Genomic DNA, 12,120 nt, shown 5'->3' with positions numbered 1-12,120 from the left:
CACGCAACGGCCCGCCCTCGACGAGGCGGGCCGGCTGATACCGACACGCCAGCGAGCACGGGCCTCCACCGGAGAGGCCACCGTGATCACCTGTGCACCCGAGCAAGCCAAGCATGTTCCGCTGCCGCCGCTGTCCCCGCATGCCACCGGCAGCACGCGGCTGCGCACGCTGGCGGTGGGCGTGATCGGCCCCGGCCGCGTCGGCAGCGCCCTGCTCGCCCAGCTGCGTGCGGCGCAGCCGCGGCTGGCGCGCACGCTCGGCCTGGACCTCAGGCTTTGCGGCGTGGTCGCCCGCAAGCGCATGTGGCTGGATTGCGACGATGCCGAACTCAACGACCGCCACGGCGGCGCGCAGACCTGGCGCCCGAATGATCTGGACGCGTTCGCCGCGCACGTGCGCGGCACCGATGGCCGCCATGCGCTGCTGATCGACTGCAGCGCCAGCGACGAAGTGGCCTCGCACTATCCGCAGTGGCTGGCCGCGGGCATCCACGTGGTGACGCCGAACAAGCTCGCCGGCAGCGGCCCGCTGCCGCGCTGGCAGGCGATCCACACCGCCTGCGCCGGCGGCGCGCGCTTTCGCTGCGAGGCCACCGTCTGCGCCGGCCTGCCGGTGGTGCAGACCCTGCGCGACCTGCTCGACACCGGCGATGAACTGCTCGCGGTGGAAGGCATGTTCTCCGGCACGCTGGCCTGGCTGTGCAACCGCCACGACGGCCGGCAACCGTTCTCCGCACTGGTGCGCGAGGCGCATGCGCTGGGTTATACCGAGCCCGATCCGCGCGACGATCTTTCCGGCCTGGACGTGGCGCGCAAGCTGGTGATCCTGGCGCGCGAGGCTGGCTGGCCGCTGTCGCTGGAAGACGTCGACCTGGAAAGCCTGGTGCCGGCATCGCTCGCCGCACTGGACCGCGAGGAGTTCTTCGCGCGGCTGGGCGAGCTCGATGCGCCGATGGCTGCCGCGCTGGCCCGCTCGCGCGAGGCTGGCGGCGTGCTGCGCCATGTTGCCCACCTCGACCGCCATGGCCACGCCAGCGTGCGACTGCAGGTGCTGCCGGCCAGCCACGCGTTCGCGCACACGCGGCTGACCGACAACGTGGTGCAGTTCAGCACGCGCCGCTACTGCGATAATCCGCTGCTGGTGCAGGGTCCGGGCGCCGGGCCGGAGGTCACCGCGGCCGGCGTGTTCGCCGACCTGCTGCGCATCGCCGAATCGCTGGCGGTGCATGCATGAACACGCCGCTACAGGAACCGCTCATGGCTGCACACGCACGACCGCCGCACCTCGCCCACGCCTTCGCCCCGGCCAGCGTCGGCAACGTCGGCGTCGGCTTCGACCTGCTCGGCCACAGCGTGGCCGGCGCCGGCGACCGCGCCGAGGTGCGCCGCATCGAGGAACCGGTGGTGCGCATCGCCGCCATCCGTGGCTGCGTGGAAGGCCTGCCGCTCGACCCGCGGCACAACACGGCCGGCACCGCGCTGCTGTCGCTGCATCGCGCACTGAAGCTGCCGTTCGGTTTCGAGCTGGTGCTGCACAAGGGCATTGCGCTGGGCTCGGGCATGGGCGGTTCGGCGGCCTCGTGCGTGGCCGCGCTGGTCGCCGCCAACGCCTTGCTGGAACAGCCGCTGTCGCGCGAGGCGCTGTACCCGTTCGCACTCGACGGCGAAGCGGTGGCCAGCGGCAGCCGCCACGGCGACAACCTCGGCTCGATGCTGCTCGGCGGCCTGGTCCTGGCCACCCACGAGCGCCTGGTGCGCATCGCCGTGCCGGCGGCATGGCACTGTGCGCTGGTGCATCCGCACGTGGTGCTGGAGACGCGCCGCGCGCGCGCCGCGCTGGCCGGCCACTACGAGCTGGGCGAGTTCGTGGCGCAGAGTTCGAACCTCGCCCTGGTGCTGACCGGCTGCCAACGCGGCGACGCGACGCTGGTGCGCGAAGGCCTGAAAGACGTGCTGGTGGAACCGCGCCGCGCCCCGCTGATACCGCACTTCGCGCAGGTGAAGCAGGCCGCGCTCGACCACCACGCCCTCGGCGCCAGCATCTCCGGCGCCGGCCCCAGCGTGTTCGGCTGGTACGACAACCGCGCCGATGCCGAGGCGGCCAGCGTGGCGATGCAGGCCGCCTTCGCCGACGCCGGGCTGGACAGCGATGCGTGGGTGTCGCCGATCGAGGGGCCGGCCGCCGAGTTGATGGATTCGCTCGACCAGGACTCGCAACCATGATGATCGTAGGGCGGGCACCGCCCGCCGGCCCCTCTTCGCGCATCGTCGCAATCGCGGCGGGCAATGCCCGCCCTACGCCTGTAGGAGCGCACCCAGTGCGCGAGCTCTTCCTGGCACGCGACAAAGGCATCGCGCACGGGGTGCGCTCCTACAGCAGGGGTGGCGGTCATGCATGAACCTCTGCGTTATCACAGCACGCGCAGCAGCAGCACGGAAACCGTACCGCTCAGCCACGCCATCGCCGCCGGCCTCGCCCCCGACGGCGGCCTGTACGTGCCCGAACAGCTCCCGCGGCTCGATCCCGCCGCCTTCGATCCGCGCGGCACGCTGGCCGACACCGCCACCACCTTGCTGGAGCCGTTCTTCGCCGGCGACGCGCTGGCCGACGCACTACCCGCGATCTGCGCCGAAGCCTTCACCTTCGACGCACCACTTCGTCCGCTGCCCGCCCATCCGCACACGCTGATGCTGGAGCTGTTCCACGGCCCCACCTCCGCCTTCAAGGATTTCGGCGCACGCTTCCTCGCCGCCTGCCTGCGCCGGCTGCCGCGCGCCGATGCGCGACCGCTGACGATCCTCGTCGCCACCTCCGGCGACACCGGCGCCGCGGTAGCCGCGGCGTTCCACCGCCAGCCGAACGTCCGCGTGGTGATCCTCTACCCCGACGGCCGGGTTTCGCCGCGCCAGGCGCACCAGCTCGGCTGCTTCGGCGACAACGTGACCGCGCTGCGCGTGGCCGGCCGCTTCGACGATTGCCAGCGCATGGTCAAGGCCGCACTCAACGACGCGGCACTGCAGGCCGACGTACCGCTGTCCTCCGCCAACAGCATCAGCCTCGGCCGCCTGCTGCCACAGATGAGCTACTACGCCCACGCCGCGCTGCGCTGGTGGCGCGAACACCGCACGCCGCTCAACTTCATCGTCCCCACCGGCAACCTCGGCAACGCCATGGCCTGCCTGTGGGCGCGCGAAATGGGCCTGCCGATCGGCGAAGTGCGCCTGGCCTGCAACGCCAACGCCACCCTGCCCGACTACTTCGCCGGCGCCGACTATCGGCCGCGCGAAGCCGTCGCCACCCTCGCCAACGCGATGGACGTCGGCGCGCCCAGCAACTTCGAGCGGCTGCGCTGGACGTTTCCCGACGAAGCGGAACTCCGCCGTCTGCTGCAAGCCCACAGCGTCGACGATGCCACCATCCGCCAGACCATCACCCGTCACGCACGCGAACATGGCGAAGTGTTCTGCCCGCACACCGCCACCGCCATGCACGAACTCGACTGGTTGCGCAATTCAGGTGATACGTCTGCGTGGGCGATCGTAGCCACAGCGCACCCGGCCAAGTTCGAGAGCGTGGTGGAGCCGTTGATCGGCCATTCCGTCGCGGTTCCCGTCGCGCTGGCCGCCATGCTGGATCGGTCAGCCAGTGCCGAACCCGTCGACGCCGATGACAGATCGCTCAGCGCACGACTGCATCACAATGGAAAATATTCCGATTGACCCTCCTCGATCGTCCGTGTTGTGCTGCGGGGACGGTTAATCATGCTCGACGGCCCGTTGGAATGTCAGCAGCCGGTCATGCTGGAAGTCAAAACGCACAGGGAGTGGCGCATGGGTCTGGAAAAAATGCTGCTGGCGTCCAGGGAAACTGGAGACTACATGCCAGTCTGGGAACAACTGGTCAATACCAAGCTGTTCGTATCGGTTTTCACCAACGAGACCGGACCAGAGATAAGCAATTTTCGATTTGAGATCAGGGAATCCCAACAAGACGAAAACCTGTACATCGTGGTATCCGACAACCTCGACGACCTAGCCCGATCCGGCTGCAGCACCGCCATACGCGAGAACGCATACAAGCTCTTGAACATGATCCGTCCAGAACTCGGCATGATCATTGCCATATCTGGCGGAGAGCACTTCTACATACCTCCGGGCCTGGTCGACTGGATCCGCAAGAGTACCCAAGTCGTGGATGCTCAAGACGGCAATGACGTCACTTCGCTTTCCCCGGTTGGCGCTGCCAAGGTGCTCAGTCATTCATCAGGCAAGAAAAATAAATCGTGATACGACCCGTTACTTTAACGAGGTAGATCAGGCATGGCAGTTGGATTGAACCACGACGCGCAACGCCCGGGAGGAAAAATGTCTTTCGTGAATGAATACATCTCCGCCGAAGATGCCGAAAAATACCAGCTTGAGGAGATTGACAAGCAATTCTTTCCAGGCACTCATGCTCGCGACTGGACGATCGATCGGGTGCGAAACATCTATCTTCGGAATGTGGAGCTAGGTGGTGGTTCCGATCCGGATCTACGTAACCAGTACAAATGGACCCTGTATTGGCACGGTGACCTGTTGCTCCTGGGAACGGAGCTTCTGGATCACGGTGGTGAAATTGGCCAACCCGGCTGGTCGCATTGGAAGTTGACTTCGCTGGACTTGCCCGAACAGTTGCGTCCACACAAGGAGGATATTCTTGCTGATCTGAACGAAGCCCTCCTAGCTTATAAAGGATCAGGCATATATTCCACAAACACAGAATATGAAATCACTGTCGATATCGGGGGAGACGTCATATGACGAGTCCCTTGACATCCCAACAGGCCATAGATCTGCTGCGGAGTCAACCAGAGAGGTACGCCACACCAGAGCAGTTGCGTGCTCTGGCGGCGCAGGTGGATGCGGATGCTTCAGGAAAGGTAACCGTGTTGTATAGCGGTCGTGTGTCTGAGGGCGTTTATTCAAATGACGTAGTCAAGGGCATGATTGCCGCCGGCGAGGACGTGCGGGTTATCAACAACAGTCAAGCTGCCAAATTTCTCGAATCCCGTGATTTCAATGCAGCCGTTTCTAAAGCCTATGGGATTGACCTAGCTGATTTGACAAGCGGCAAGTACCACGGTCCCGCAACAGACTGGCTCTACAACGCAAAAGAAGGCCCCTGGGCGGATGCCTCCGGTCGCTTCGTCGACGCCACCCATGGGGAGGTGCGCGCCATTGTCAGCGATGCAAAACTGGATCGGGTGTTCGTCGCGGTGGAACTACCTCGCGCCATCGCCAACCCCAATATCACCATGATCGAAGGCATCCCGCGTGAAGAGCTTGTCGCACGCCAAACCAGCCAGGGCACGCAGGCGGCTTTCGAGATTATTTCGGCGCGCGCTTACAACAACGTTGGCACCTTGAATGTGACAGTGAACTACGCGGGCACACCGCTGCGCGAGAACGGCATAGTGCAGGTGGATAGCCGCACCTATTTCGCCGGCACCTCGATCCAGGGCAAAACACCCTCCTTCACTGCTGTCACGCGACCCTTGGCCGATCGCATGCCACCACCGAACGTCTACGTGCAGGCCGGCAACACCCGTCTGCGCTTGGAGTCGGTGCCGCTCGCTGCCGAAGCGACGCGTGGTCTCCATCCGGGCGTTAGTGCGGGCATGGGTATCGCCGGCGTCGGTGCGCTAGTGGGCGACGCCTACACTACTGCTAAGCAATACCAGGCGCTCAGCGCGCAAGGCAACCAGTTCGGCGCGGATGCGCTGCTTCGACGCTACGAAGGGCGCACGGTGGGCGGCTTGCTCGGTGGCATCGGCGCCGGTGTCGCTTATGGCTTTGTGGCGGGTTCGGAAACCGGCCCCGGCGCCTTCATCACCGGCGCTGTCGGTGGCGTGGTGGGTGCGTTCGCGGGCGACAAGATCGCCACCATGGTGACCGAGCACAAGGTCAATCATCAGACGGGTACCGATGGGGTCACCTACGTGTACGAGGACGGACGGTGGCAGAACACGCACTACCAGCTCGATCCGGCCGTTGCGTCGGTACCGAATCCATACGGTGCGGCGTCGATGCGCGCCGTGGTGACGCCGGCGCCAGCGGCGCAGCTCGCCCAGCTCGACTACCAGCGCATGACCGCAATCATCTCGCTGGCACTCGCCAATCCAGCCACACAGGACACCAGGCACATCGAACTGGATGGCACCAAGTGGCACGCCACAGCCGACGGTTGGGCGCAGCAGGTGCAGATCCCCGGCGTGCCCAATACTTACGGGATCCCGTCCTATATCACGGTGGACCGGCCTGCCAATGCCCGGACAACCGAAGCGCTGAATCAGCTCGCCGCCAATCGGCGGTTCAACAACGAGCACTATGCCGAGGACGTCGCCAAGGCATACGTGATGGACTACTACGGCAAGGGCTGGAGCGCGAACGGTCCCTTGCCGGAGGTCGTCACCGAAGCCCTCGGGCTGGCCAGCGAGGAGCACATCACCGATCCGCGGACCGGGAAGGTCTGGAACGCCGACGGCCACGGCCATTTCAGCCGGGAAGAAACGCGGCTGATCGGCAGGGTAGTGATCCACGAGACGCACGGGGCGAGCGGCGAGGAACGGACGCGGCTTGGCCAGCTGGAGCAGCTCGCGGTGCACTCCAACGCCGATTACGGCCAGCAGCTGATTGCGCAGAAGTACGAGAAGTGGCTGGCCGCGCAATTGCACGTGCGCGCGTCGGCGGAAAGCTACGCGGCAGTCGGAGCAGATCATCAGACCCCGCTCGAATCTTCGCCGGCATCGCATGATGCGGTGGTGACCGCGCCACTTGCTGTTGCGGGCGTGGCGCCGATCACGCCCGCAAGCTCCGATCACGCCATGTTCGATGCCCTGGTCGCGGCCGCGCGCAGCCTGGATATCGAAGCCATGCGCTCGATCGGCCAGAACTACCTGCAATCGGAGCGCGGGCAGGCCTGGCTGGCGCAGGGACAACAACTCAACCAGCAATTGGCGCTGCAGGCGGGACGGGAGGCACAGGCGCAACAAGCTGCGGTGATGCAACGATGAGGAAGGAACCCATGAACCCGGACATCGACGGCCCGAACAATACGCAGACAGACGACCTGCGCGCGCTGGCGCTGCAACTGGCGGCATTCACCGGCGTGCTGGAGCAGCGCGGCCAGCAGGTGATGCAGGAGGTCCAGGACGCCGCGCAACGCCTCGACCGCACGGCGCACGGCGTGGCCGACTCCTCCGAGCGGCTCGCCGCCGGCATCATCGAACACATCCGGCAAGCCGCGGCCACCACGGTGGCCAGCGGGCTGCGTCAGCCACTGGAAGAGGCCGGGCGCACCATGCAGGACGGCACCCAGCGCATCCGGCACGCCATCCGCGAACTGGAACAGCGCACCAACCGGCTCGGCCGGGCGCTGTCGGCCCATGCATGGAAGACCTTCGTGGCCAGCGCCGTGGCCTCGCTGGCGGTGATCGGCGTGGCGATCTACATGGGCGTGCAGGCGCACCGGGAGAACGTGCGCGCCGAGTGGGTCGACCAGATCAACGCCGCGATCGCCAACGGCAGGCTGGCGCGTTGCGCCGACGGCGGATTGTGCGCGCGTGCCGGCAGCAAATGGGTGCGGCTGGATCCCTAGCGCAGCGCGAAATCGTGCCGCCGGTGGCCGGTCCCGGCGAGGTCGATAGTTTCATCTGTATCCATTTGGCCACCTAGCCGTCCAAATTGCGCCGCGGCGGCTTAGAAGATTTCGTCATGAAGATTTTTGTTGACAGGCTCGCCGGCATCGCTTACGGTCGGTTTCATGTCGCAACGCAGCAGCCACTGCCGCACCGCCGAAATGAACCGTCTCGCGACGGTTGACGGCCTGCTGCAGGCTCGCGGCACGCTCATTATTACCCTCGTACTCGTACTCCTTATTACCAACGGAGGTGCGGGCTGAGGGCATGTGTCCAGGTAGCTAGAAAAACCTGAAAACACCCAAAGAACCCCGCACCCGGTAACGGATGCGGGGTTTTTTTGTGCCTTCGGCGACGCCCACACAGCGGAGCCATGATGAAAAACCCCGACCAGCACAACGCACCCGCCGGCGACGACGACGTGGCCGCCGACCGCGTGCGCATCTTCGACACCACCTTGCGCGACGGCGAGCAGACGCCCGGTTTCTCGATGGACCGGCGCGCCAAGCTGCGCATGGCGCAGATGCTCGAATCGCTCGGCGTGGACGTGCTCGAGGCGGGTTTTCCGCAGGCCTCGCCGGATGATTTCGCCGCGGTGGCGCAGATCGCCGAGTCGCTGAAATCCACCACCGTGTGCGCGCTGGCGCGCTGCCAGTCCGGCGACGTCGACAGCGCCGCCCGCGCGCTGGAGCGGGCACAGCGTTCGCGCATCCACGTGTTCATCTCCACCAGCGCGCTGCATCGCGAGCACAAGCTGGGCATGAGCAAGGCGCAGGTGCTGGATGCCGCGGTTGCCGCGGTGGAACAGGCGCGCGAACGCTGCCACGAAGTGGAGTTCTCCGCCGAGGACGCGATGCGCACCGAGCCGGAGTTCCTCGCCGAGATATTCGCCGCCGCCGTTGCAGCCGGCGCCAGCACGCTCAATGCACCGGACACGGTCGGCTACATGACGCCGGCCGAGATCGCCGAACGTTTCGCCTGGCTGCGTGCCCACGTCGCCGGCGCCGAACGCGTGGTGTTCTCCAGCCATTGCCACAACGACCTCGGCATGGCGGTGGCCAACAGCCTGGCCGCGGTGGAGGCCGGCGCGCGCCAGGTGGAATGCACCGTCAACGGCATCGGCGAGCGCGCCGGCAACGCCGCGCTGGAGGAGATCGTGATGGCGTTGAAGGTGCGCGGCGCGTACTTCGGCGCGGATACCCGCATCGATACGCGCAAGCTGCATCCCGCCTCGCGCCTGCTGTCGCAACTCACCGGCCAGCAGGTGCAGCGCAACAAGGCAATCGTCGGCGCGAACGCCTTCGCGCACGAGTCGGGCATCCACCAGCACGGCATGCTCAAGCATCGCGGCACCTACGAAATCATGCGCCCGCAGGACGTGGGCCTGGCCGAGACCAAGCTGGTGCTGGGCAAGCACTCCGGTCGCGCCGCGCTGCGCCAGCGGTTGCAGGCGCTGGGCCACGCGCCGGAAGAAGCAGCGCTGGACGCGATCTTCGCGCGCTTCAAGACGCTGGCCGACAAGAAGCGCGAGGTGCACGACGAGGATCTGGAAGCGCTGGCGCTGGGCCAGGACCCCGACGCGCTGGGTCCGTGGCGGCTGCTGCGTCTGGACACCAGCACGCACCTGGGTGCCGGCGCCTCGGCGGCGGTGAAACTGCGCCACGACGATGGCCGTGAAGCCGCCGAAGCGGCGATCGGCGACGGCCCGGTCGACGCGGTGCTGCGCGCCATCGAACGCGCCACCGACAGCGACCTGCGGCTGACGGATTTCCAGGTGCGCGCGGTCAGCGAGGGCGGCGATGCCCAGGGCCAGGCTCGGCTGGTCGCCCGCCATGCCGGCCGCGACTGGAACGGCGACGGCGTCAGCACCGACATCGTCGAAGCCACCGCGCAGGCCGCGCTGGCCATCGTCAATCGCATCGAACGACACGCGCCGGTCACGCCAGCGACCGCATCCCCAACCCCACGCAACACCAAAGCCCTGGGAGCCACCGCATGAGTACGCCCTTCGTCTGGCACAACGGCCGGATCAAGCCGTGGGCCGATGCCAACGTCCATGTCAGCACGCACGCACTGCACTACGGCTCGTCGGTGTTCGAGGGCGAGCGCGTGTACGCCACGCCGCGCGGGCCAGCCTATTTTCGCCTGGCCGAGCACACCCGCCGGCTGTTCGAGTCGGCGCGCGTCTACGAGATCGAGGTGGGCTACAGCGAAGACGAGATCAACGACGCGTGCCTGGAACTGATCCGCGCCAACGCGATTCCGTCGGCCTACGTGCGGCCGATCGTGTTCCGCGGCGCCGGCGGGTTGGGTGTGCTGGCAAGGGATGGCGCGCCGGTGGAGGTGGCGATCATCGCGCTGAACTGGGGCGCGTACCTGGGCGAGGCGGCCGAGCGCGGCGCCGATGTCTGCGTGTCGTCGTGGAACCGTCCCGCGCCGAACACCCTGCCGAGCTGGGCCAAGGCCGGCGGCAATTACCTGTCGAGCCAGCTGATCGGGCTGGAGGCACGCCGCAACGGCTACGACGAGGGCATCGCTCTGGGCCACAACGGCCTGCTCAGCGAAGGCGCCGGCGAGAATCTGTTCCTGGTGAAGCGCGGCAAGCTGCTCACCCCGCCGTCCAGCGCCGGCATCCTGGCCGGCATCACGCGCGACGCGGTACTCACCCTGGCTGCCGATCTCGGCATCTCGGTCGAAGAGCGCGAGCTGCCGCGCGAGGCGCTGTACTCCGCCGACGAAGTGTTCATGACCGGCACCGCCGCCGAGATCACCCCGGTGCGCTCGGTCGACCGCAAGGCCATCGGCGCGGGCGCGCCGGGGCCGATCACGAAGGCGTTGCAGCAGGCGTTCTTCGGCCTGTTCGACGGCCGCACCGAGGATCGCTACGGCTGGTTGAGTGTGGTCAATGCAGTCGTCCCTGATTGTGGCTCAGCACCAGCTGGTGATCGCGCTCAGGGACGAGCGCACGAAGTGACGGAGGTCGCGGCATGACCTCACGGACCCTCTTCGAGAAAGTCTGGGACGCCCACGTCGTCGTCGCCGAAACCGCCGACACGCCGGCGGTGATCTACGTCGACCTGCACCTGGTGCACGAGGTGACCTCGCCGCAGGCGTTCAGCGAACTGCGCGAGCGCGGGCTGAAACTGCGCCGGCCCGACCGCATGCTGGCCACGCTGGATCATTCCACGCCGACCCTGCCGACGAATGCCGACGGCAGCCGCCCGTATGCGAACGCCGAGGCGCAGGCACAGGTCGCGCAGCTGGAAGCGAACTGCCGCGAGTTCGGCGTCGAACTGCACGGCTGGGACAGCGCCGACCGCGGCATCGTGCACGTGATCGGCCCCGAGCTGGGCGCGACCCAGCCCGGCATGACCATTGTCTGCGGCGACAGCCACACCTCCACCCACGGCGCGTTCGGCGCGCTGGCGTTCGGCATCGGCACCACCGAGGTCGGCCACGTGATGGCCACGCAGTGCCTGCTGCAGCGCAGGCCGAAGACCATGGCAATCCACGTGGACGGCCAGTTGCCGCCGGGCGTGGGCGCGAAGGATTTGATCCTGCACATCATCGGCACGATCGGTGTCGATGGCGGCACCGGTTACGTGCTGGAGTATCGCGGCGCGGCGATCGAGGCGCTGTCGATGGACGAGCGCATGACCGTCTGCAACATGTCGATCGAGGCCGGCGCGCGCGCCGGGCTGATCGCGCCGGACGAGACCACGTTCGCCTGGCTGAAGGATCGCCCGCGCGTGCCGCAGGGCGCGGCGTGGGACGCGGCGGTGACGAGGTGGCGCGCATTGCGCAGCGACGACGGCGCGCGATACGACCGCGAGGTGCGCATCGACGCCGGCGCGGTGAAACCCACCGTCACCTACGGCACCCATCCGGGCATGGCGATCGCGATGGACGCGCCGGTACCGGCGGCGAACAATGCGCAGGAACGCCGCGCGCTCGACTACATGCAAAGCACGCCCGGCCAGCCGATGCAGGGCACGCCGGTCGACGTCGTGTTCGTCGGCAGCTGCACCAACTCGCGCCTGTCCGACCTGCGCGAAGCGGCGCGCGTGCTGCATGGCCGACGCATCGCGCAAGGTGTACGCATGCTGGTGGTGCCCGGTTCCGAGGCGGTGCGCCGCGACGCCGAGCGCGAAGGCCTGCACCACGTGTTCACCGCCGCCGGCGCCGAGTGGCGCGTGCCCGGCTGCTCGATGTGCATCGCGATGAACGGCGACCTGGCGCAGCCGGGCCAGCTGGTGGTGAGCACCTCCAACCGCAACTTCGAAGGCCGCCAGGGCAAGGGCGCACGCACCGTGCTGGCCAGCCCGGCCACCGCCGCCGCATCGGCGATCGCCGGGCGCATCGCCGATCCGCGCGAGTACCTGGTGGAAGTGGCGGCATGAGAGGCAGGAGCGAGGGTAGAGGAGTGAGGAGTGAGAGAGAG

At 67.2% G+C, this 12,120-nt stretch carries 10 protein-coding genes; all 10 read left to right on the top strand.

What is annotated here, in order from left to right:
* Positions 1 to 82 precede the first annotated feature (82 nt).
* A complete protein-coding gene (locus ACVCMC_RS14575) occupies positions 83 to 1,234 on the top strand; it encodes a homoserine dehydrogenase (protein WP_395120572.1) in 1,152 nt (383 codons plus the stop codon).
* A complete protein-coding gene (locus tag ACVCMC_RS14570) occupies positions 1,231 to 2,223 on the top strand; it encodes a homoserine kinase (protein ID WP_447097808.1) in 993 nt (330 codons plus the stop codon). Before ACVCMC_RS14575 ends, ACVCMC_RS14570 begins: the two co-directional genes overlap by 4 nt.
* Before the next feature lie 168 nt (positions 2,224 to 2,391).
* Positions 2,392 to 3,720 carry a threonine synthase gene (gene thrC / locus ACVCMC_RS14565; RefSeq protein ID WP_447097807.1) on the top strand — a complete coding sequence of 443 codons (1,329 nt, stop codon included), beginning with the start codon at positions 2,392 to 2,394 and terminating at the stop codon, positions 3,718 to 3,720.
* A gap of 42 nt (positions 3,721 to 3,762) precedes the next feature.
* A complete protein-coding gene (locus tag ACVCMC_RS14560; protein ID WP_447097806.1) occupies positions 3,763 to 4,287 on the top strand; it encodes a hypothetical protein in 525 nt (174 codons plus the stop codon).
* Between the two features lie 78 nt (positions 4,288 to 4,365).
* Positions 4,366 to 4,803, top strand: a complete 438-nt coding sequence (locus tag ACVCMC_RS14555; protein WP_447099511.1) for a hypothetical protein — start codon at positions 4,366 to 4,368, stop codon at positions 4,801 to 4,803.
* Positions 4,800 to 7,055: a hypothetical protein gene (locus ACVCMC_RS14550; RefSeq protein WP_447097805.1), complete on the top strand. Its 2,256-nt coding sequence runs from the start codon at positions 4,800 to 4,802 to the stop codon at positions 7,053 to 7,055. The genes ACVCMC_RS14555 and ACVCMC_RS14550 overlap by 4 nt, the downstream gene beginning before the upstream one ends.
* 11 nt (positions 7,056 to 7,066) lie before the next feature.
* On the top strand, positions 7,067 to 7,639 hold the full coding sequence (locus ACVCMC_RS14545) for a hypothetical protein (RefSeq protein ID WP_447097804.1): 573 nt from the start codon (positions 7,067 to 7,069) through the stop codon (positions 7,637 to 7,639).
* 416 nt (positions 7,640 to 8,055) lie between these two features.
* Positions 8,056 to 9,678 carry a 2-isopropylmalate synthase gene (locus ACVCMC_RS14540; RefSeq protein WP_447097803.1) on the top strand — a complete coding sequence of 541 codons (1,623 nt, stop codon included), beginning with the start codon at positions 8,056 to 8,058 and terminating at the stop codon, positions 9,676 to 9,678.
* A complete protein-coding gene (locus tag ACVCMC_RS14535) occupies positions 9,675 to 10,670 on the top strand; it encodes a branched-chain amino acid transaminase (protein WP_447097802.1) in 996 nt (331 codons plus the stop codon). Before ACVCMC_RS14540 ends, ACVCMC_RS14535 begins: the two co-directional genes overlap by 4 nt.
* Positions 10,667 to 12,079, top strand: coding sequence for a 3-isopropylmalate dehydratase large subunit (gene leuC, locus ACVCMC_RS14530; protein ID WP_447097801.1), 1,413 nt, complete (start codon positions 10,667 to 10,669; stop codon positions 12,077 to 12,079). The genes ACVCMC_RS14535 and leuC overlap by 4 nt, the downstream gene beginning before the upstream one ends.
* Positions 12,080 to 12,120: the final 41 nt, after the last annotated feature.

The organism is Rhodanobacter sp. UC4452_H20, from assembly GCF_052978205.1.
This window is presented reverse-complemented; position numbering and strand designations above follow the sequence as displayed.

Coding starts and splice junctions, on each gene's coding strand:
- ACVCMC_RS14570 (WP_447097808.1), top strand. CDS start 1,231: ATGAACACGCCGCTACAGGAACCGCTCATGGCTGCACACGCACGACCG.
- thrC (WP_447097807.1), top strand. CDS start 2,392: ATGCATGAACCTCTGCGTTATCACAGCACGCGCAGCAGCAGCACGGAA.
- ACVCMC_RS14560 (WP_447097806.1), top strand. CDS start 3,763: ATGCTCGACGGCCCGTTGGAATGTCAGCAGCCGGTCATGCTGGAAGTC.
- ACVCMC_RS14555 (WP_447099511.1), top strand. CDS start 4,366: ATGTCTTTCGTGAATGAATACATCTCCGCCGAAGATGCCGAAAAATAC.
- ACVCMC_RS14550 (WP_447097805.1), top strand. CDS start 4,800: ATGACGAGTCCCTTGACATCCCAACAGGCCATAGATCTGCTGCGGAGT.
- ACVCMC_RS14545 (WP_447097804.1), top strand. CDS start 7,067: ATGAACCCGGACATCGACGGCCCGAACAATACGCAGACAGACGACCTG.
- ACVCMC_RS14540 (WP_447097803.1), top strand. CDS start 8,056: ATGAAAAACCCCGACCAGCACAACGCACCCGCCGGCGACGACGACGTG.
- ACVCMC_RS14535 (WP_447097802.1), top strand. CDS start 9,675: ATGAGTACGCCCTTCGTCTGGCACAACGGCCGGATCAAGCCGTGGGCC.
- leuC (WP_447097801.1), top strand. CDS start 10,667: ATGACCTCACGGACCCTCTTCGAGAAAGTCTGGGACGCCCACGTCGTC.